A 19053-nucleotide genomic window follows, 5' to 3' on the forward strand; every position below is an offset into this window, starting at 1 on the left:
AAAATACCAGCAGTTGCTTGTAACTGCCCTTGGCCCTGCTTAGAATAGGAGGCTGGCAGAGAACTCAAGCCCTGCGCGCCAGATGCGCGGGCACATTCGTAGGAAGCATGTATGTCCTGGACCGATGAACGCGTCGAAATTTTGAAAAAGATGTGGGGCGAAGGACAATCCGCCAGCCAGATCGCAAAGGAATTGGGCGGCGTGACCCGCAATGCGGTGATCGGCAAGGTCCACCGTCTGGGCCTGTCCAACCGCGCGGGCGGTGGCACCAAAGCCGCGGCCAAGGACAAAGCGCCAAAGGCTGAGGCCAAAAAGGCAGCCCCCGCCAGACCGCAGCCCAAGACCGAAAGTGCGGCACCACCCCCGCAACCAAAACCTGTGGGCGGCCGCCGCGCAATTATTCCAGCTGGCCAGCCCCTGCCGCCACAGCCATCGGCAAATGAGATTAGCCCGGAAGCTTTGGCTAAGGTGAATGAGGTCGAAAAGAAATCCAAGAAGATCAGCCTGATGGAGTTGACAGAGCGGACCTGCAAATGGCCTGTGGGCGACCCCGCGACAGAAGATTTCTGGTTCTGCGGCCTGCCTGTCAAAGCGGGCAAACCCTACTGCGAGGCGCATGTGGGTGTGGCGTTCCAGCCAATGTCATCGCGCCGGGACCGACGCCGTTAATTGCCAGCTGTTGTGCATCTGGCCCGTTGCACCCGCGTTTTGCAAATGTCGGATTGGATATTTTCGAACAAAAGAAGTTTTGGAGTGGCGCGTTAAGGTTAATGCGCCGCGGTTTTACTGAGGTTTTCTAGATGTCGCAAAACCCGCCAGATCTGCGCCCCGACCTTGCGCCGCGCATCACAGTCAATGAAACACGTCGCGCGGGCCAACCCACGCTTGGGATGGTGTCGCTTGGGTGCCCGAAGGCTTTGGTGGACAGTGAGCGGATCCTGACGCGGTTGCGCGCCGAGGGCTATGCGATCAGCGCGGAGTATGCGGGCGCGGATGCGGTGATCGTCAATACCTGCGGGTTTTTGGACAGTGCGAAGGCCGAAAGCCTGGATGCCATCGGAGAGGCTTTGGTCGAAAACGGCAAAGTGATTGTCACAGGGTGTCTGGGTGCCGAGCCTGACTACATTCGCGAGCATCATCCTAATATTTTGGCGGTCACCGGGCCGCATCAATATGAGCAGGTGCTTGACGCTGTCCATGCGGTCGTGCCGCCATCCCCTGATCCATTCGTCGATCTGCTGCCCGCAACGGGGGTGCGTCTGACCCCGCGCCATTACAGCTATCTCAAGATTTCCGAGGGCTGTAACCATAAATGCAAGTTCTGCATCATTCCCGACATGCGCGGCAAGCTGGCAAGCCGTCCAGCCCATGCCGTGATCCGCGAGGCCGAAAAACTGGTGGACGCAGGTGTGAATGAATTGCTTGTGATCAGCCAAGACACCAGCGCCTACGGGTTGGATATAAAACACCACGAAGACCGCGGCCATCGCGCCCATATCACCGATCTGGCCCGTGACTTGGGAGCTTTGGGGGCTTGGGTCAGGCTGCACTACGTGTATCCCTACCCGCATGTGCGCCAGCTGATCCCGCTGATGGCTGAGGGTTTGATCCTGCCCTATCTGGACATTCCATTTCAACACGCCCATCCCGATGTCTTGCGGCGCATGGCCCGTCCTGCAGCTGCGGCCAAAACGCTCGACGAAATCGCGGCTTGGCGCGGTGATTGCCCTGATATCACACTGCGTTCGACCTTCATTGTGGGATACCCGGGCGAGACAGAAGCAGAATTTCAGACCCTGTTGGATTGGCTGGATGAAGCCCAATTGGATCGTGTCGGCTGCTTTCAGTATGAAAATGTCGCTGGCGCGCGCAGCAATGCGCTTGCAGATCATGTGCCGTCAGAGGTTAAACAGGACCGTTGGGAACGCTTCATGCAAAAGGCACAGGCCATTTCAGCTGCAAAGCTTGCCGCAAAGGTCGGCACCCAGATGGATGTTATCATCGACGATATTGATGAAGACGGCATTGCAACCTGCCGCACCAAATCGGACGCCCCAGAAATTGATGGCAATCTGTTTATCGATGAAGGCACAGATGCCCTGCATGTCGGCGACATTGTCCGCGTGGATGTAGATGAAGCCAGCGAATATGATCTTTGGGGTGTTCTAACCCGCCGCTAACCACACGCGCACACATTCCTGCACGTGCCGAAACCTGTCACCGCCCAGATGCTTGCCGCCATACCAACGGGTGACAACAACGATCTGCGCCTTGCATTGGGCGCGCTCAAGCATCCGCAAAATCACCATGCCTGCGCCTGCTTCGCCATCATCGGTCTTTAAAGGCGTGCCATCAGGCAAGATGACAGCCCATGTATTATGGGTCGCTTTGGCGTATTTCTTGGCCCGTTTGAGGTTTTTCAGAAACAGATCAGCTTCGGCCTTGGATGTGACAGGGCCACCCGATACCGCGTATTTTGAGCCGCGGTCGCTGATCACATTTTCAATCTGGCGCATGTTTTCCCTTAGACCCTACGTCACCGCCCCTGTGCAAGAGGAAGGGCTTGCGTCCTTTTGCGAGAGGCGGTCAAATCTGGGGCATGGCCCAACACGCATCATCAGATTATCCCGCATATAGTTTTCCCGAAAAACTTGCTGATGGCACTGTGCATATCGTGGGTATCATCGCAGGCATTGTCGGGACGATTGCCCTTTTGTGGATCACAAAAACGCCTTTGGGCATTGGCGCTGCATGGGTTTATGGCCTGTGTGCGACACTGGCACTTGGCGCATCGGCTGCATACCACATGACACCTGTAGAGACGTGGCGCGCCACCCTAAGACGCCTCGACCATGCGCTGATCTTTCTTAAAATCGCAGGGACCTATACGCCGCTGGTGGTTTTGATCAACACGCCATTTGCCTATGCCATTCTGGCCCTTGTCTGGGGGATTGCGGGATACGGTGTCGTACGGAAACTCTTTTTCTGGCGGACGCCAAAAGCGTCATCCGTTTGGCTCTATTTGGGCATGGGCTGGCTCAGCCTGGCACTTGCCAAACCCCTGATCGACACGGTCCCGATAACAACTGTGATCTGGGTGGCGGCAGGGGGGCTTTTGTATTCCCTTGGCGTCATTTTCTACAAATGGGAGTCGTTGCGCTTTTCAAACGCCATTTGGCACGCATTTGTTCTGGTTGCTTCGGGGTGTTTCTTTTTTGGGATCTACGGCGCAAAAGCGGGCGTTGCAGCCCCGTTATGATTGCACTTTGAGGCCATTGAAGCGTTCGGCATTTTCGCAAGTATTGGGGGCAGTGGCCGAACCGTCTTGGTCTTGAAGCCATGTGCTACAGCCTTCGGCCCATTGGCAACCGCGGCATTTGGTGATCATGCCCGCCCATTCTGCCTGATCAATTTCACCGCCACGTGATTTGCCAGCAAGATCGACGCCTATGGCTTTTGCCATGCGCTGCGCCAACCAGAAATGTTTGCGTGGATCACCCAGTTTTCGGATTTGTGAAGATCGTGCATCGGTCATTTTTCAGGGCCCCTGAACAGAGAAAGCCAACCCTGTTTCGCACAGTTTTGCGTTTGGTGCGTTGATCTACGTCAAAACCACGCGCTGAATTGGCTACAGGCCTCTGACCGTCTGCCGAACAGCTTCAATGCGTTGTGCGTTGGGCGGATGGGTGCCCAAAAAGCGGTCGCCGGGATCAGGAATACGGTTAAAGAACTCTGCACCGCGCACAGGATCGTAGCCCGCACGCGCTGTAATCACGGTACCAAGGCGGTCTGCTTCCAGCTCAAATTCCTTGGAATACGTGCGCGAGCCGACAAGCGCCCCAAGCTCTTGGGCTGATTGCACCGTGCCCGCATTCGCGCCTGTGATGGACGCAAGGTTGCCGAAAATCAACGCACCTGCGATGGCGCTTTGACGTTGGCGACCAAGGTGGTTTTCGATGTGATGCGCCGTTTCATGGCCCAGAACAAAGGCAAGTTCATCTTGGTTTCGCGCCGCTTTCACCAACGCCAGCGTGAACACAATGATGGGGCGGTTATTCTTATCAAGCGTCTGGAACGCGTTTGGCGGGGCGCGGCGATTGTCATCCAAAACGATCTTGAAATCACAATCCAAACCGCGTGTTTCACGGCGGCACACATCCTCTGCCACAGGCTCAACCCGCCGGATGATTTCCTGAAAGTTGCGAATTTGCTGGCTCTCCGACAGACGTTGCGGGGCCGGCGCGGTTTTTTGTGTAGGTGGTGGCGTCTGGCCCTGCGGAACAGGTTGACAGGCCACAGCGACCAGCAAAGACAAAACAGCAATCCAGCGCATCTGCACCCTCATAAACCAGCGTTATTTCTTGGAAGATAGCAGGTCGGCGGCGAAGGGCCAGCCCTGCTCACAAAGCTGTGCACGGTGCGGCCTTGGAAATTGCGGGGTTTCGCCTAGTTACTCGTCTATGAATGAGCAAACCGACCAACCGCTGAAAGTCATCTATAACGGATCTTGCCCGATTTGTTCGCGCGAGGTGAACGGCTATGCAAAATATGCCGCAAACAATGATCTGGATTTGAAATTCGAAGATTTGAACGATGTTGACCTAAACGCCTATGGACTGGACCGCGACACAGCCGCCAAGCAGTTTCACGTTGATGACGGGCACAAAATTGTCGGTGGGGTTGATGCGTTCATTCTGTTGTGGTCCCGCATGCCGCGGTTTCGCTTTCTTGCGCGGTTTGTAAGCCTGCCCGTGATCAAACCCATTGCGCGTGTGGTCTATGACCGTGTTTTGGCGCCTGCCCTGTTTGCCATGCACAAACGCCGTGAGCGGCGTAAAAACGCTTGAACCCCTGCCTTGCCCGTCTAAGCTGGTCTCATGTTTACGATTGAGCACGAGTTTGACGCGACCGTTGTCACCTTGATTGACGATGGCGAAGCCCCCCTGAGCGAGGACGTCACCGTCAACGCATTCGAAGATTGCGTCACACTAGAGCAATATGATCCGCGCACCGATCAGGTTGTCACCATCCGCCTGTCTATGACGCAGGTGCGCGACATGGGCGCGGCGCTGGATCTGCCCGAAGGCATGTATGCGATCAAACGAACATGACCCAGACCGCTTTTTTCTGGGACGAACGGTGCTTTTGGCATTCAGGCGGGAACTACGCTTTTACTTTGCCTGTCGGTGATCTGGTGCAACCGCTTGCGGCTGGTGGACTGCCCGAAAGCCCTGAAACGAAGCGCAGGCTTAAAAATCTTATGGATGCAACGGGTCTGTCGGGCGCAGTGGCCATGCAGTCAGCAGACGCCGCAAGCCCCGAAGATGCGCGGCGCGTCCATCCACAAAGCTATCTGACGTCCTTCAAAGATATGTCAGACGCGGGCGGCGGTGAATTGGGACTGCGCACGCCGTTTGGTAAGGGTGGTTTTGAAGGTGCGCTGCTTTCTGCGGGCTTGGCATCGGCGGCTGTATCATCTGTTTTGACAGGCAAAACGCGCAACGCCTACGCGCTGTCGCGCCCCCCGGGTCATCACTGCTTAGCTGATTTTCCAAACGGGTTTTGCCTCATGAACAATATCGCCATCGCGATCGAAGCTGCCCGGGCGAACGGGTTAGCCAAACGATTTGCGGTGCTGGATTGGGATGTGCATCACGGCAACGGGACAGAGGCGATCTATGCCGACGACCCGGATGTCTTGACCGTCAGCATCCATCAAGATCGCAACTACCCGTTAGACACAGGGGCCTTCACCACAGCGCCCACAAACCTCAACATTCCCCTACCGCCCGGGGCGGGCCATCGCGTTTATCTGCGTGCGATGGCGCAATTGGCACTGCCTGCGATCCGTGCATTCGAACCCGATATCATTATTGTGGCCTGCGGCTATGATGCGGCGGCGATTGATCCGCTGTCGCGCATGCTGGCCAGCGCCGACACGTTTCGCCGGATGACGCGCATGACAATGGATCTGGCCGATGACATCTGCGACGGTCGTATCGCCATGACCCATGAAGGCGGGTATTCCGAGGTCTACGTGCCCTTTTGCGGCCACGCGGTGCTTGGGGAAATGAGCGGCAGCAAAATACACGCCCCCGATCCCATGGCCACCACCATTGCAGCCCGCCAGCCAGATGATCGCTTTGATGCATTTGTCTTTGGACAGTTGGATGAAATGGCGGCTGCGCGCGCCTGACCCTTGAACATCACGCCACATCCCCCGAAATAGGGAACAGACTGCCAAGGAACGCTTCATGCCCAACGCCAACACATCCGCTATTGAATTTCTGCAAACGCGCCGTTCGCGCCCTGCCAAAACACTTGGCCTGCCCGTGCCCACCCGCGATGCGCTTTTGCCGCTGTTGGAGATGGCCGCCCGCACACCCGATCATGGCAAGCTGGAGCCATGGCGCTTTGTGGTGCTGGAACGCGCAGCCCTTCAACGACTGGCGGCGGCTGTCACATCCCACGGGGACACCGCAGGGATACACCCCGACAAGATCACCAAAATGCACAACCAATTTGCGATGGGACATCTGGCCGTCATGGTCGTGGAAAGCCCGAAACCTTCGGCCAAAATACCCGCACGCGAACAAACCTATTCAGCGGGGGCCGTGTGTCTTGCGCTCCTCAACGCCGCCCTTGCCTCGGGTTGGGGGGCGAATTGGTTGTCCGGTTGGGCCAGTCACGACCCGCAGTTTTGCGCCAATCATCTCGGCCTTGCCCCGCATGAACGCGTCGCCGGTTTCATCCACATTGGCACCGAAACAAACACCCCGCCCGAACGCCCACGCCCTGATCTGACAGCCATCACAACATGGATCGAGGCATGATATTCGCCTCGTTCTCGGCCGCACTTGCGCAGCTTTCCGACAGCCGCTTTATGGCCGTCTTTGCCAAAGGGGTCGGGCTGAACCTTGCTCTTTTAATCGGGGTCTATGCCTGTGTGTTCTGGCTTTTGGGCTGGCTGATCCCCGACAGTTTTACGCTGCCCTGGATCGGGACGATTGAATGGGTGGATACTCTGGTCAGTTGGGCTTCGGTGCCGTTGATGATGATCCTGTCCATCTTTTTAATGGTGCCCGTTGCATCGGCGGTGACGGGACTGTTTCTGGACGACGTGGCCGACGCAGTTGAGGACAAACACTATGCCCATCTTGGTCCGGCCCCGCGCATAAGCCTTTCGGAAACGGTCCGCGACAGCCTCAGCTTTTTGGGCCTTTTGGTCATGGCCAACCTGTTCGCCCTCATCCTTTATGTTCTGTTTCTGCCTTTCGCGCCGTTGATCTTTTGGGCGCTAAACGGGTTTCTTTTGGGCCGCGAGTATTTCCAGCTTATCGCAATCCGCCGCTTGGGGCGCAAAGGCGCAAAACAGCTGCGCAAGCGTCACGGTTTCACGATTTGGCTGGCAGGCGGGTTGATGGCGATCCCGCTGTCCATTCCATTGGTGAACCTACTCATCCCGATTATGGGGGCAGCCACCTTTACGCATTTGTTTCACAAACTTACTGCGCAGCCGTAGGCAGGCCCGATCCGGGCCCCATGCGGTTGAACATATCAATGCTTTCAACGGTCAAAAGACCCGACAGCAAAACCCCTGCAATCACCGCCCATAGCCCAATGGCCCAAACCGTGGTGATCTTGGCCCGCCTTTTCAACTGCGGGTCAACAGGTGCCGATTTGTGCGTTCCGGGCACCAGTTCCCCTGCATCGCCCTGCGTGACCAAGCGCAACGGCAGCACGATCAAAAACACCATGAACCAGATCACAGCGAACAAGACGATGGCAGAGGTGATGGACATAAATACGCTCCCTTTAGACCTGTTCTAGCTCGACCAGACATCCGTTAAAGTCCTTGGGGTGCAAAAAGAGCACTGGTTTACCATGCGCTCCGATCTTCGGATCGCCGTCCCCCAAAACACGGGCGCCTTCCTTTTTCAGATGGTCGCGTGCCGCCAGAATATCATCCACCTCATAGCAGACATGGTGAATGCCGCCTGCAGGGTTCTTTTCCAAAAACCCGTTGATCGGGCTGTTGTCGCCAAGCGGATAGAGCAGTTCGATTTTCGTGTTCGGCAATTCGATAAACACAACTGTAACCCCGTGATCAGGCTCATCCTGCGGTGCACCTACATTTGCACCAAGCATGGTGCGGTATTGTGCGCTGGCCGCCTCCAGATCAGGGACAGCGATTGCGACATGGTTCAAGCGACCGATCATGATGGTATTCCTTTTAAAACTTCTTTTGCCCACCTTATGCGGGCGCGCCAAGGTCTGTGCAACGGGACAGATTAACCCGTTGTTAGCAAAGCTGCGGTCTAATCATGGTTAAGGATTCGAAAGGACACTGCCATGCCCGAATTTACCGACCCGCTTTTTAATCGTCCCGCCACGCCCCAACGTCCTTTGTTGGGACAAACCATTCTCGTCGTCGAAGACAGCCGTTTCGCTTGCGAAGCATTGCGCCTGATGTGTCTGCGCTCTGGTGCGCGCATACGCATGGCGGATTGCCTCGGCTCTGCGCGGCGCCATCTGCGGGTCTATCGGCCTTCGGTCACAATCGTCGACATAGGCCTGCCAGACGGATCAGGCACCGATTTGCTGCGCGATCTGGCAGCTGCATCCCCGCGGGTCGAGGTGATCTTGGGCACCAGCGGCGACACAGGTGCCGAAGCCAAAGCACTCGCGGCAGGGGCAGATGGATTTTTGGAAAAACCCCTGCGCAGCCTGGTCCAATTTCAGCAAGCTGTGCTGGCCCACATGCCCGCCGACAGACGCCCCGCAGGACCGCGCCTGGTTGAGGACGAAGTGATTGAGCCTGATCACATCGCCTATCAAAACGACATGGCCCATATTGCAGAGGTGCTGACCGCTGATGCCGAAAGCCAAACGCTTGACTACATCGCGCAATTTACGCATGGCGTCGCGCGCACCGCGCAAGACAGCGAATTGCAAGCAGCGGTCGAACATCTGAGCGCCACCAGAAAGGCAGGGCAACCTGTGCCATCCGCGCTGTCGCAACTGGCGGGGTTGGTGCAAGAGCGGCTGACCAGCCGCGCTGCCATCTAAACGGACCAAATGCCGCCGAAACTCCGCACGACCTGCACATGTTTTTCCCAATCTGGCCACATTCAAACGTCATCACTTAGGCGGGGCCAACACGACTGGAGACTGCCACAATGGAAAAGCTAGCCAACACATTCTGGAAAGATCATCATGCCAAAGGGAACGGCGCCATCGACTGGATCGTTTTGACCGCCGGTGCGACCTTCCTCAGCTTTGGCATCGCCGCATCCCTGTTCAGCAATTACAACCAAGAGATGGCGACCGATGAACTGCCAGCCGACGGTCCTGCATTGGTTCAGACGCTTTAACCGCTAGGCCAAAAGGCCGATGTCAGGCCCCATTTGCAGCCCCGGGAACACCGCAGTTTCCAACGCGGCTCTGTCGACTCCATAAAGCCCGCGCAAAACCCAAGCGGCATGGGCACGCACATCCGAGGTCGGCAAAAGATCGCGGCGATCATAAAGATCCGCTTCTGACAGGCCGGGCCATGCGCCATGCACTTTGCCGCCGTTTATGGCGCCACCGGCCAAAACCATTGCACCTGCGGTGCCGTGATCTGTGCCCGCAGTGCCATTTTCGCGCGCCGTACGACCGAACTCTGTCATGGCGATCACGGCCGTATTTTCCCAATCGGCCCCAAGACCCGCTTGCAGCGTCAAAATTGTATCGGACAGGCGCTCCAACGCACGGCTTAACCCGCGTTGCTGATTGTTATGGGTGTCCCATCCGGTCAGGGAAAAACTGGCGATGCGCGTCTCGGCCCGCAGGCGCGATGCCGCGAATTGCGCAAGTTTGCGGTGATCCCCGCCACGGCTTTGCATCATATTCATCGCCATCATGCCCTCTTCTTGGGCCTCTGACATCTGCTCAAGGCTCAGCGACTGCGCAATCTGGATCGCCTCGCCCATTGCCTCATTCAGCGCGACATCATCGTGCATCACCAACTCCATCAGCCTTTGGGTCTGCGCACTCATGTCCAGCTTGGCATCGGGCGACCACTCCGCCACAGGTGCATCCCCTGCGGTCAACAGCATCTTTTCGCGCCCGATGGCAAAACTGGTCTCGCTTTGAATTCCCGGCACGACCTGTAGCATGCGGTTCAGCCACCCATCGCGGTCGCGCCCGATCGGCACGTCCATCGTGCCCGCCTCCAGCATATCCTGCCCATCAAAATGGCTGCGCCGATCACGGTATGGCGTTGAGGTGGCGTGAACAAAAGCAAGGTCTTGCGCCGCCCACAAAGGTTGCAAGGGTTCAAGCGCACGGTGCGCGGCATAAAACCCCGTAAGGTCCCAAGCCCCATTTTCCGCGCCGATCAAAACCTTCTTGCGCAGGCCCAGATAATCAGGGTCGCCCAACGGTTGCACTACACCAAGCCCGTCCATGCCGCCCCGCAAGATGATGACAACCAAACGCTTGTCCCCAAGCACCGAGCCGTTCAGATCAGAGGCAAAGGTCACTGGCGTCATGAGGGGCGACGCGGCAAGCGAACACCCCACAAGACCCATTCTCAGAATATCGCGTCGTGAAAGGGTCATCGCTATCTCCTTTGAAACGCGGGCGAAATGAGGGTCAGACCAATGCCGGATGCTACATCTTCGGCCGCCCCCACCGCAAAAGACAGATCGGCAGGCACCTGCTGGCCCAATGCTGTTTGCACAAAATCGCGCGGATCGGGCAGATCAGAGAGGATGCCCGCGGGCGCATTCATCGCCCATGTGATCCGCGCGGCCATGCCTTGGGGCGTGATCCACACCTCGTCCTCTTCGGGCCATCCATCTGGCCCCAACGGGCTGCGCCACTGCTGCCCCATCACCGTGAGGGGAGACACCAGATAGACCTGCGTCCGCCCTGTCGTCAGTGTGGTCAGATCATCGTCCTGCACACCCAACGCCCGCAGCGACGACCAGACAAATTCAACGGGTTGTTTGATGTTCGCCGCCGTGCGCTGCCAGGCCGCGGGATGGCTTAGCATGGCGTCATAAACCGCGCTCAAATCGCCTTGCGTATCCAGATAGGCCGCTTCCATCGCTGCAATCAACGCGTCCGAAGGGGCATCTGCAACGAAATGCACAGCCAACTTGCGCGCAAGATGGCGGGCGGTATCGGGGTGGCGTGCCAGATCATCAAGGGCGGCCAGGATCGGCTCTATCGTGGCGCGACCCGCGTTGCCATACCGCACGCCCAAAACCTCCTCCGCGCCGGGTTCGGCCCATCCATCTTTGAAGTGAAACCCATCGCGGTCTCGAAACCCAAGCCCTGTGAACAGCTCGGCCAGTTGGCGCACATCATCCTGATCATAGGCCCCGCCCACCCCAAGGGTGTGTAATTCCAAAACCTCGCGGGCCAGATTTTCATTCAACCCCCGCCCGCGTCGTTTGCCCACTTTGGTCGAAGGGCCCGCAGACAGATGCTGATCCAGATAGGCCAACATCGCGGGGTTCGTAATCACCGCCTTCAGCATATCGCCAAACCGCGCGGTCACATGCGGGCGGATCGCGCTTTCGACATAGCTGTCGCGCATAAAGCGAAATTCGGCTTGGGGCGGGGCTGCGGTAAAATGATCGGCCCAGAATTGCACCAACCGCTCGCGAAATCCCGAGGGCGCTCGCGCCCCGCGCAGCACCGTGTGGGTCAAATCCCGCACCGCTTCGTTGCGCATGGTGCGGCGTGCCTTGGAAAAGGCCTTGCTTGCCTCTTCGCCCGCATCAGTGCCACGCAGCCGCCTGCGGCGCTTGCGCAATTGCGACAGCTCATAAAGCTGCGACCAGCGCGCCTCTAGCGTTCGGATGGGGTAGCGCACAGCCATTTCATCGCGGCCCTGTGCTTGGGCCAGCATATCACCCACTGATTGCGGCAGCCGCGCATCGGGGCCAAGCCCCGTGCCAAAGCGTCGTTCTGCAAACTGTGGATTAAACATCGCGCACCTCACTTACACCTTAAACTGTAAATGGGGGCAAAACCCGTCGAAAAAAGGCTGGCCCCGCACATCGGCAGGGCCATGCTTATTCACGCCTCAGGATCAATCACGCGTAGCGACAACTCGCGCAGCTGTTCGTTCTGCGGCTCGCTTGGGGCGTTCATCATCAAATCTTCGGCGCGTTGGTTCATCGGGAACATGATGACCTCGCGGATGTTTGCCTCATCCGCCAAAAGCATCACGATACGGTCGATGCCTGCCGCACAACCACCGTGGGGGGGTGCGCCGTATTGGAAGGCATTGACCATCCCGCCAAAGCGTTTTTCAACTTCATCCTTGCCGTAGCCCGCAATCTCAAACGCCTTGAACATGATTTCGGGGCGGTGGTTTCGGATCGCACCCGACACCAGCTCATAACCGTTGCAGGCCAGATCATATTGATAGCCCAACACATCCTCGGGGTTGCCCTCAAGTGCAGCCATCCCGCCTTGCGGCATCGAGAACGGGTTGTGTTCAAAGTCGATCTTGCCTGTTTCTTCGTCGCGCTCATAAATCGGGAAATCCACGATCCACGCAAAGGCAAAGCGGTTTTCGTCGGTCAGCCCCAATTCATTGCCGATCTCGACCCGCGCTTTGCCGGCAACCGCTTCAAACGCTTTCGGCTTGCCGCCAAGGAAGAACGCCGCGTCGCCGACACCCAGACCAAGCTGCTGGCGAATGGCTTCTGTGCGCTCTGGTCCGATATTTTTAGCCAACGGGCCAGCGGCTTCCATGACGCGCTGAGCAAAATTGAATTCGACCATTCGCTTCGCTTTCTGAATATCGAGTGCATCACCAGAATTTATGAGGTCTGCAATGTCAGAAATAAGTCCTTTGCGATCGTCTGAGGGTTCAAATTCTACCAATAAATCCAAATCACCTTTAGAAGCACTTTTGTCCTCAACCCATTTTAATAAATTGTCGTAGGTTAATTTGTTAAACGCCAAGTTGTTACCTTCACGCCAGAAGATATAGCCCATGCCGGGCAGGCCTTCTTTTTGGGCAAAGGCGTTCATACGGTCACAGAACTTGCGGCTGCCGCCTTTGGGCGCGGGGATCGCACGGATTTCTGTGCCCTCTTGCTCAAGCAGTTTCGCAAAAATCGCAAAGCCAGAGCCGCGGAAATGATCACTCACCACCTGCATCTTGATCGGGTTGCGCAGGTCGGGCTTATCGGTACCATACCACAGCGCGGCGTCGCGGTAAGAAATCTGCGGCCACTCCTGATCAACCGTGCGGCCACCGCCGAATTCTTCAAAAATGCCTGTCAAAACAGGCTGGATTGTGTCGAACACGTCTTGTTGCTCAACAAACGACATCTCAAGGTCCAACTGGTAGAAGTCAGTGGGCGAGCGGTCGGCGCGCGGGTCCTCATCACGGAAACACGGCGCAATCTGGAAATATTTATCAAAGCCGCTGACCATGATCAGCTGTTTGAATTGCTGCGGCGCTTGAGGCAGCGCGTAGAATTTGCCGGGGTGCAAACGCGACGGCACCAGAAAATCGCGTGCACCTTCGGGCGACGATGCGGTGATGATCGGCGTCTGGTATTCGCGGAAGTTCAGATCCCACATGCGTTTGCGCATCGATGCCACGACATCCGAGCGCAGCGCCATATTGCGTTGCAGCTTTTCACGGCGCAGGTCCAGATAACGGTATTTCAGGCGGGTTTCTTCGGGGTATTCCTGATCGCCGAACACCATCAACGGTAGTTCTTCGGCCGATCCCAGAACCTCGATGTCGCGGATAAAGACTTCCACCTCGCCCGTCGGAATTTTGGGGTTCACCAGGCTTTCGTCGCGGGCCATGACATTGCCATCAATGCGGATACACCATTCGCTGCGCACCTTTTCGATCTGGCTGAACACAGGGCTATCGGGGTCGGCCATCACCTGCGTGATCCCGTAGTGGTCGCGCAAATCAATGAACAGCAAGCCGCCGTGATCGCGCACGCGGTGCACCCACCCGGACAGACGAACATTTTCGCCAACGTTGGCTTTGGTCAGATCGGCGCAAGTGTGGCTGCGATAGGCGTGCATGGTGGCTCTTTCTTCATGAAATCCAAGTCTCGTGCGATACACCGCCATGAGGCCCGAAAGTCAAGCAAAAGCCGCCCTATCCGTGCTACGCCGCGCTCTGGCGGGCGTCCAACATTTGGGCCGACAGCTGATCAATCTCAATCACACCGCTTGGAAAGCTGCGCCCATGCGCCGCTTGTCCCGCAAAGCCATAGGTTTTGATCCCCGCCGCAACAGATGCTTGGGCGCTTTCGGGCGTGTCTTCAATCGCGATGGCCTCTTGCGCGCGCAGGTTCATATCTTTTAGCGCTTTTTGGTAAATATCAGGGGCGGGTTTTCCCCGCGCAACCATATCGGCATGACCGATAAAGGCGAAATCGGAGCGGTGCAGAAACTGGTGCAGCCCCGAAAAAATCAGGTTCACAGTATCGCGGTTGGTCGTCGTCGCAAACCCAAGCGCCACCCCTTGTGACTTGGCCAACTCGATCAACGCGCATACGCCTTTTCGGGGCAAAATCCCTTCGGCGTCTACAATCCGTTCAAAGTGATCGACCTTGGCCGCGTGCAACGCAGCCGCGTTCACGGTTTCGCCGCGCGATGCTGCGAAACGTTCGATGCGGTCACGCCCACCCGGCGCGCGCAGCATGTTCACATAGCTGTCGGCGTCCCAATGCCAATCCAGACCAGCATCCGCAAAGGCCGCGTTAAAGGCGCGGCGCTGCACGTCAGATGTTTCCGTCAAAGTGCCGATAGCACCAAAAAGAACCGCCTTGGGCGCAAGGGTGGCTGTCATCGCACATACTCCGCTTATGGTGTGATACACCAACCTACGCACAAGCGGCGGGTTTGGTTCCCATGGATGGGGCAGAAATCAATCGTCCTGTCGCACCAATTCAAAACGACACGCTGGCGCGCCCATGGCACAACAGGCCACTTCTCGGCACTGAAGCGTGGGATGCACCAACTCCTGATACAATCGCTCAAACACAGCGGCGTGCCAGTCGCACAGCGGCTTGTCCGATACCTCGCCGCGCACCACGGGGTTATCCCTGATTTCCAGAACAAACGGTTTTTCCGCCCGAAACGCACCTGATCCCACAAAGGTCCACGCGTGTTTTGTGACACTGCCAGCCAGCAATTTGGCCGCCGCCCGCGTTGGCAACACCTTCAGCATGGTTTGCGCAGGGCGCGGGATGCGGTGGGCCAGAATGTAATCCGCCGTGCGCCGTCCCGCCTCGCGCGCCAAAGCGGGCGCAAGATCGGGGAATTTTGCACGCAACGCCTGATGCAATCGCGCGGCTGGTTCTTCGGGGATCATGGCGGTGCCATCGGGCAATTCCATCAGCCCCGCTGCCGCGCAGACCTCATCGCGCATGGCAGCACCACCTTCTTTTTCAAGCACAGGCACCAGCTGCAAAATCGCATTAGGCCCGATCAGCGCGCCTTCTTCGGCGGCATCCAGAGGGTGTGACATGCGCTCATGCCTCCTCCATTTGCTGGTCGCCGCCACCGCAGGCTTTAACCTCGGCACCATCCTGCCCACCGGCAGGTGACAAAGGCATGGGCATCTTGAAGGCCCGCTCTTTGGCGCGTTCCTTGCCCTGTGCGCGGATCGCTTCGCGCCGCTCGGCGGCGGCTGCCGCTTTGTCGGCACTGGCAATCCAGTCATCCATCTGCGCTTCTGAAATGGTGCGCGTCTCGTCAAAATGGAAATCCACCTTGTCTTTGGATTGCGGTCCCCAATAGCCCGCCTTGCCCAGATCATAGAAGGTCCGCGCAAAACCCGCCTTGGCAAAGGCCTTCAGACAGCCAAGCAGATAGCGGCGACGATACCCGGTGCCGCGCCAAGGATAGTGGAACAGCGCCTTTTGGCTGTAAAAACGGCGGTAATTCTTCATCACACCATTCAACAACTCGCCACGTTCCATATTCGCAGGCTTCATAATGGGCGTCACAAAGTTGTATTTGCTGAAATCAAAGACCTCGACCTGATCTTTCAGCTCCTGAAACAGCGGGGTGAACGGCCAAGGCGTATACATCGCCCAGTTCGCCAGATCGGGCTGCCAGTCCCACGCCATCTTATAGGTTTCTTCCAGCGTCTCTTCGGTCTCGTTATCAAGGCCCACGATAAATTGCGCTTCGGTAAAGATATCGGCCTCTTTGAGCAGGCGGATCGCTTCCTTGTTTTCCTCGACCTTCGTTTCCTTGTTGAACACATCCAGCTTCAACTGAGCCGCCGCTTCGGTGCCAAGGCTGACGTGCACCAGCCCCGCCTTGCGGTAAAACGACAGCAATTCGCGGTCGCGGTAGATGTCGGTCACGCGGGTGTTGATGCCCCATTGCACACGGCGCGGCAGGTCGCGCTTGATCAATTCCTCACAAAACTGAATGAACTTTTTGCGGTTAATCGTAGGTTCTTCATCAGCGAGGATGAAAAAGCCGACACCCTGTTCGTTGACCAATTCCTCAATCTCGTCGACCACCTTGATGGGGTCACGCACGCGGTAATCCCGCCAGAATTTCCACTGGCTACAGAACGAACAGGTAAATGGACAACCGCGCGCCATATTCGGGATCGCAACCTTCACGCCAAGCGGAATATAGATGTAGTCGTCCCATTTCAGCAGCGTCCAATCGGGTTTGATCGCATCCAGATCCTTGACCGTGCTGGCCGCCTGCGTGGCGCGAATCTCGTCGCCATCAATGAACGCCAGACCCTTGATCTCGTGGCGGGCGGCAGGCCATTGCCCGTCGCGCACGGCCATCATCAGCGTCTGGAAAATTTCCTCGCCCTCGCCGCGCACGATGACATCAATCCAAGGGGCTTCGGTCAGGACTTGTTTATACATGAACGTCGCATGCACACCGCCCATGACACGCACGGCATCGGGCACCACCTCAGAGGCGATTTTCAGAACGTTTTCAGCCATATAGATGCTTGGCGTGATGGCCGTGACCCCCACAACATCAGGCTGCAACTCGGCCATTTTGACCCGCAGATCACCGTCGGACAAATCATGGGTCATGGCATCCAGAAAATGAATGTCGTCAAAACCGGCAGTGCGCAGATGCCCCGCCAAATAAGCAACCCACGCAGGCGGCCACGAGCCCGCAATTTCTGCACCACCTGACCGATAATTCGGATGCACCAGTAGAATACGCATGTGAAAACCCTCGCTGTTGTAGCGTCAGCTTTACATATGTGGTGTCAACTTACGTTGACACAGATCAACTAATGCCCCGCACCCGAAAACACCTGAATGATCACCACACCCCCAAGGATCATCCCCATCCCGATCAACGCAGGCGTATCCAACACCTGCTTGTAGACGATCCAGCCGATAATGCTGATCACCACAATCCCCATGCCCGACCATATCGCATAGGCAGGCCCCACGGGTATCTCGCGCAGCGCCAGCGCCAACAGATAAAACGATGCCGCATAGCTGACCGTCACCACCCCCGTAGGCGCAAGCTTGGTAAACCCGTCACTGGCCTTAAGCGCCGTGGTCCCGATCACTTCCATCAAAATTGCAAAAAACAGATACACCCACGCCATGCCGCCACCCTTTTTGTTGGGTCAAACCTGCGCCAATCGCCCAGAAATTGCCACTGGATTTTCATAGCCGCGCCGCGCACCGCTCCTATGCCAGTGGCATACGAGCAGACGGACCAAACACATATGACCGACGCAACACACGTCAGCCCACCTCACACGGGCCCCCAACTGGCCGCGCGCAACGCGTGGCTGATGTGCGGCAGTGTCATGGCCCTTTTTGCCACCGTGATGCTCCAGATTTACTGGAACACATGGGCGATTGATCTGGCCGCGCTTTATATTGCAGCCGCAGGGCTGGCCCAGGGCATCCCCGAAGCGGTCTATGACTCAGAGCCTATTTTCTGGGCCGCCACCGGCCCGATCACCACAGCCCTGACAGACAGCTACGGTGTGGCGGGCGCAAAATCATCATCCTACGTCTACCCCCCGCTTTGGGCGCATCTGCTGGCACCGCTGACCAACCACATCGCACCGCTTGCGTTTTTCAACGCGTTTCTGGTGATCCACATGGCCCTTCTTTGGGGCGGCTTCTTCCTGCTTTGGCGCAGCTTTTGTAACGCCACCCCCACCTTTGCCAGCGCAGGCATCCTCGCACTGGCCGTTTTGGGGACAGAACCCTTTGTGGCCCTGTTTCTGTATAACCAGCCACAGATGATCCTTGTCTGCCTCGTCATCACATCCATGCTGTTTTACACCCGCGGCTGGATGATCGCGGCAGGCCTGTGCATCGGGCTGGCCGCCGCAATCAAAATCACACCCGCCGTCTTTGCGCTGATCTTTCTGGCCGATCGCAACTACCGTGCCTTTGCCGCGGCCACCCTGTCTGGCCTTGCGCTTTTGGCGCTCAGCATTGCGGTGGCGGGGATGGATATGCACTGGGCCTTTCTGAGCCAGCTGGACCGCTTTGGCCAATACGCGCTGATCTGGCATAACAATCTCAGCCTCGAAGCCTTCATCACCTCTTTGATCGCCACACCCGCCACGGGGCTGATCAGCAGCGAAAGCAGCTATGCCGTGGCCCCCATGATCCCCGCTTTGCGCGTTGCAGGGCACGCCGCCCTGGTCGCGGCCATCGCCCTTGTCTTGTGGCGCACCCGCAACCATACGCTTTTGGCACGCACCGTTTTGCGCATGCTCGGACTGTGGTGCGCCCTCATCCTTTTGTCCTCAACAGGGTGGTCGCACTATATGATCGCGCCGTTGATGCTGTTGCCCATCTTGGTCATGCCCACGCTCGCCGCACAGATCGGACGCACACGTGTCTGGGTGGCCAGCACCATCGCATTGCTGTGCAACAGCCACCTCATTTCATTCGGACTTGTGGCCAAGCCTGATCCGTTTTCATGGCCCGTTGCCTTTGGAATCCTGTCGCTCTTTGCATTGCTCTGGCTCGCGATGAGCAAACCCCACCACAAAGCCCTCTGAATCCCTCTTGCACCTGCCTGCGTCAT

At 57.4% G+C, this 19053-nt stretch carries 23 protein-coding genes; 11 read left to right on the plus strand and 12 right to left on the minus strand.

Going from position 1 to position 19053, the window contains the following annotated elements; genetic code table 11:
- Positions 1-111 precede the first annotated feature (111 nt).
- Together L1065_RS04740 and rimO are read left to right on the plus strand one after the other, a co-directional pair.
- Positions 112-669, plus strand: coding sequence for a GcrA family cell cycle regulator (locus L1065_RS04740; RefSeq protein WP_237094281.1), 558 nt, complete (start codon positions 112-114; stop codon positions 667-669).
- A 131-nt stretch (positions 670-800) separates the two neighbouring features.
- Positions 801-2180 carry a 30S ribosomal protein S12 methylthiotransferase RimO gene (gene rimO / locus L1065_RS04745; protein ID WP_237094282.1) on the plus strand — a complete coding sequence of 460 codons (1380 nt, stop codon included), beginning with the start codon at positions 801-803 and terminating at the stop codon, positions 2178-2180.
- Here rimO and L1065_RS04750 read toward each other — a convergent pair.
- Complete coding sequence (locus tag L1065_RS04750; RefSeq protein ID WP_237094283.1) at positions 2166-2516, minus strand: YigZ family protein; 351 nt, start codon at positions 2514-2516, stop codon at positions 2166-2168. The two genes, rimO and L1065_RS04750, sit on opposite strands and share 15 nt — an antisense overlap.
- 83 nt (positions 2517-2599) lie before the next feature.
- Here L1065_RS04750 and L1065_RS04755 point away from each other — a divergent pair, with 83 nt between their 5' ends.
- Positions 2600-3259, plus strand: a complete 660-nt coding sequence (locus L1065_RS04755; protein WP_237094284.1) for a hemolysin III family protein — start codon at positions 2600-2602, stop codon at positions 3257-3259.
- Here L1065_RS04755 and L1065_RS04760 read toward each other — a convergent pair.
- Both L1065_RS04760 and L1065_RS04765 read right to left on the minus strand, forming a co-directional pair.
- Complete coding sequence (locus L1065_RS04760) at positions 3254-3535, minus strand: DUF6455 family protein (protein ID WP_237094285.1); 282 nt, start codon at positions 3533-3535, stop codon at positions 3254-3256. The genes L1065_RS04755 and L1065_RS04760 overlap by 6 nt on opposite strands.
- A 93-nt stretch (positions 3536-3628) precedes the next feature.
- Positions 3629-4333, minus strand: coding sequence for a M48 family metalloprotease (locus L1065_RS04765; RefSeq protein ID WP_237094286.1), 705 nt, complete (start codon positions 4331-4333; stop codon positions 3629-3631).
- A 127-nt stretch (positions 4334-4460) separates the two neighbouring features.
- Between L1065_RS04765 and L1065_RS04770 the strand changes: the two genes are divergently transcribed.
- The 5 genes from L1065_RS04770 to L1065_RS04790 are packed head-to-tail and all read left to right on the plus strand — an operon-like array spanning position 4461 to position 7522.
- A complete protein-coding gene (locus L1065_RS04770; RefSeq protein WP_237094287.1) occupies positions 4461-4847 on the plus strand; it encodes a thiol-disulfide oxidoreductase DCC family protein in 387 nt (128 codons plus the stop codon).
- 30 nt (positions 4848-4877) lie between these two features.
- Positions 4878-5111, plus strand: a complete 234-nt coding sequence (locus tag L1065_RS04775) for a hypothetical protein (RefSeq protein WP_237094288.1) — start codon at positions 4878-4880, stop codon at positions 5109-5111.
- Entirely contained in the window at positions 5108-6196 is a 1089-nt protein-coding gene (locus L1065_RS04780; protein WP_237094289.1) for a class II histone deacetylase, read from the plus strand. Before L1065_RS04775 ends, L1065_RS04780 begins: the two co-directional genes overlap by 4 nt.
- Positions 6197-6254: 58 nt before the next feature.
- Positions 6255-6833, plus strand: coding sequence for a nitroreductase family protein (locus tag L1065_RS04785; protein WP_237094290.1), 579 nt, complete (start codon positions 6255-6257; stop codon positions 6831-6833).
- Positions 6830-7522, plus strand: coding sequence for an EI24 domain-containing protein (locus L1065_RS04790; protein ID WP_237094291.1), 693 nt, complete (start codon positions 6830-6832; stop codon positions 7520-7522). Before L1065_RS04785 ends, L1065_RS04790 begins: the two co-directional genes overlap by 4 nt.
- Here L1065_RS04790 and L1065_RS04795 read toward each other — a convergent pair.
- Complete coding sequence (locus tag L1065_RS04795) at positions 7506-7802, minus strand: DUF1467 family protein (protein WP_237094292.1); 297 nt, start codon at positions 7800-7802, stop codon at positions 7506-7508. The genes L1065_RS04790 and L1065_RS04795 overlap by 17 nt on opposite strands.
- A gap of 13 nt (positions 7803-7815) precedes the next feature.
- On the minus strand, positions 7816-8220 hold the full coding sequence (gene mce / locus L1065_RS04800) for a methylmalonyl-CoA epimerase (protein WP_237094293.1): 405 nt from the start codon (positions 8218-8220) through the stop codon (positions 7816-7818).
- A 132-nt stretch (positions 8221-8352) separates the two neighbouring features.
- On the opposite strand from mce, the gene L1065_RS04805 reads away from it, so the two are divergent.
- Both L1065_RS04805 and L1065_RS04810 read left to right on the plus strand, forming a co-directional pair.
- Positions 8353-9069, plus strand: coding sequence for a response regulator (locus L1065_RS04805; RefSeq protein WP_237094294.1), 717 nt, complete (start codon positions 8353-8355; stop codon positions 9067-9069).
- A 110-nt stretch (positions 9070-9179) separates the two neighbouring features.
- Positions 9180-9374 carry a hypothetical protein gene (locus L1065_RS04810; RefSeq protein ID WP_237094295.1) on the plus strand — a complete coding sequence of 65 codons (195 nt, stop codon included), beginning with the start codon at positions 9180-9182 and terminating at the stop codon, positions 9372-9374.
- A gap of 3 nt (positions 9375-9377) precedes the next feature.
- Here L1065_RS04810 and L1065_RS04815 read toward each other — a convergent pair whose 3' ends face one another.
- The 7 genes from L1065_RS04815 to L1065_RS04845 all read right to left on the minus strand — a co-directional run bounded on the left by L1065_RS04815 (position 9378) and on the right by L1065_RS04845 (position 17602).
- Positions 9378-10604, minus strand: a complete 1227-nt coding sequence (locus L1065_RS04815; protein ID WP_237094296.1) for a DUF1501 domain-containing protein — start codon at positions 10602-10604, stop codon at positions 9378-9380.
- Positions 10605-10606: 2 nt separating this feature from the next.
- Positions 10607-11986, minus strand: coding sequence for a DUF1800 family protein (locus L1065_RS04820; RefSeq protein WP_237094297.1), 1380 nt, complete (start codon positions 11984-11986; stop codon positions 10607-10609).
- 89 nt (positions 11987-12075) lie between these two features.
- The gene (gene aspS / locus L1065_RS04825) at positions 12076-14064 is read right to left on the minus strand and encodes an aspartate--tRNA ligase (protein WP_237094298.1); all 1989 of its coding nucleotides are present in this window, start codon (positions 14062-14064) and stop codon (positions 12076-12078) included.
- Between the two features lie 85 nt (positions 14065-14149).
- A complete protein-coding gene (locus tag L1065_RS04830; RefSeq protein WP_237094299.1) occupies positions 14150-14836 on the minus strand; it encodes an HAD-IA family hydrolase in 687 nt (228 codons plus the stop codon).
- A 78-nt stretch (positions 14837-14914) separates the two neighbouring features.
- Positions 14915-15517 carry a bacteriochlorophyll 4-vinyl reductase gene (gene bchJ / locus L1065_RS04835; RefSeq protein WP_237094300.1) on the minus strand — a complete coding sequence of 201 codons (603 nt, stop codon included), beginning with the start codon at positions 15515-15517 and terminating at the stop codon, positions 14915-14917.
- 4 nt (positions 15518-15521) lie between these two features.
- Positions 15522-17207: a magnesium-protoporphyrin IX monomethyl ester anaerobic oxidative cyclase gene (gene bchE / locus L1065_RS04840; protein WP_237094301.1), complete on the minus strand. Its 1686-nt coding sequence runs from the start codon at positions 17205-17207 to the stop codon at positions 15522-15524.
- A gap of 68 nt (positions 17208-17275) precedes the next feature.
- Positions 17276-17602 (minus strand): multidrug efflux SMR transporter, encoded by a 327-nt coding sequence (locus L1065_RS04845; protein WP_237094302.1) that lies wholly within the window; start codon positions 17600-17602, stop codon positions 17276-17278.
- A 123-nt stretch (positions 17603-17725) separates the two neighbouring features.
- Between L1065_RS04845 and L1065_RS04850 the strand changes: the two genes are divergently transcribed.
- On the plus strand, positions 17726-19027 hold the full coding sequence (locus L1065_RS04850; RefSeq protein ID WP_237094303.1) for a glycosyltransferase family 87 protein: 1302 nt from the start codon (positions 17726-17728) through the stop codon (positions 19025-19027).
- The last annotated feature ends 26 nt before the right edge of the window (positions 19028-19053 follow it).

Source organism: Nereida sp. MMG025, from assembly GCF_021654165.1.
GTDB lineage: Bacteria > Pseudomonadota > Alphaproteobacteria > Rhodobacterales > Rhodobacteraceae > Nereida.

Bases quoted from the DNA above. Each gene is read 5' to 3' on its own strand.
- L1065_RS04740 (WP_237094281.1), top strand. From the start codon at position 112: ATGTCCTGGACCGATGAACGCGTCGAAATTTTGAAAAAGATGTGGGGC.
- rimO (WP_237094282.1), top strand. From the start codon at position 801: ATGTCGCAAAACCCGCCAGATCTGCGCCCCGACCTTGCGCCGCGCATC.
- L1065_RS04750 (WP_237094283.1), bottom strand. From the start codon at position 2,516: ATGCGCCAGATTGAAAATGTGATCAGCGACCGCGGCTCAAAATACGCG.
- L1065_RS04755 (WP_237094284.1), top strand. From the start codon at position 2,600: ATGGCCCAACACGCATCATCAGATTATCCCGCATATAGTTTTCCCGAA.
- L1065_RS04760 (WP_237094285.1), bottom strand. From the start codon at position 3,535: ATGACCGATGCACGATCTTCACAAATCCGAAAACTGGGTGATCCACGC.
- L1065_RS04765 (WP_237094286.1), bottom strand. From the start codon at position 4,333: ATGCGCTGGATTGCTGTTTTGTCTTTGCTGGTCGCTGTGGCCTGTCAA.
- L1065_RS04770 (WP_237094287.1), top strand. From the start codon at position 4,461: ATGAATGAGCAAACCGACCAACCGCTGAAAGTCATCTATAACGGATCT.
- L1065_RS04775 (WP_237094288.1), top strand. From the start codon at position 4,878: ATGTTTACGATTGAGCACGAGTTTGACGCGACCGTTGTCACCTTGATT.
- L1065_RS04780 (WP_237094289.1), top strand. From the start codon at position 5,108: ATGACCCAGACCGCTTTTTTCTGGGACGAACGGTGCTTTTGGCATTCA.
- L1065_RS04785 (WP_237094290.1), top strand. From the start codon at position 6,255: ATGCCCAACGCCAACACATCCGCTATTGAATTTCTGCAAACGCGCCGT.
- L1065_RS04790 (WP_237094291.1), top strand. From the start codon at position 6,830: ATGATATTCGCCTCGTTCTCGGCCGCACTTGCGCAGCTTTCCGACAGC.
- L1065_RS04795 (WP_237094292.1), bottom strand. From the start codon at position 7,802: ATGTCCATCACCTCTGCCATCGTCTTGTTCGCTGTGATCTGGTTCATG.
- mce (WP_237094293.1), bottom strand. From the start codon at position 8,220: ATGATCGGTCGCTTGAACCATGTCGCAATCGCTGTCCCTGATCTGGAG.
- L1065_RS04805 (WP_237094294.1), top strand. From the start codon at position 8,353: ATGCCCGAATTTACCGACCCGCTTTTTAATCGTCCCGCCACGCCCCAA.
- L1065_RS04810 (WP_237094295.1), top strand. From the start codon at position 9,180: ATGGAAAAGCTAGCCAACACATTCTGGAAAGATCATCATGCCAAAGGG.
- L1065_RS04815 (WP_237094296.1), bottom strand. From the start codon at position 10,604: ATGACCCTTTCACGACGCGATATTCTGAGAATGGGTCTTGTGGGGTGT.
- L1065_RS04820 (WP_237094297.1), bottom strand. From the start codon at position 11,986: ATGTTTAATCCACAGTTTGCAGAACGACGCTTTGGCACGGGGCTTGGC.
- aspS (WP_237094298.1), bottom strand. From the start codon at position 14,064: ATGCACGCCTATCGCAGCCACACTTGCGCCGATCTGACCAAAGCCAAC.
- L1065_RS04830 (WP_237094299.1), bottom strand. From the start codon at position 14,836: ATGACAGCCACCCTTGCGCCCAAGGCGGTTCTTTTTGGTGCTATCGGC.
- bchJ (WP_237094300.1), bottom strand. From the start codon at position 15,517: ATGTCACACCCTCTGGATGCCGCCGAAGAAGGCGCGCTGATCGGGCCT.
- bchE (WP_237094301.1), bottom strand. From the start codon at position 17,207: ATGCGTATTCTACTGGTGCATCCGAATTATCGGTCAGGTGGTGCAGAA.
- L1065_RS04845 (WP_237094302.1), bottom strand. From the start codon at position 17,602: ATGGCGTGGGTGTATCTGTTTTTTGCAATTTTGATGGAAGTGATCGGG.
- L1065_RS04850 (WP_237094303.1), top strand. From the start codon at position 17,726: ATGACCGACGCAACACACGTCAGCCCACCTCACACGGGCCCCCAACTG.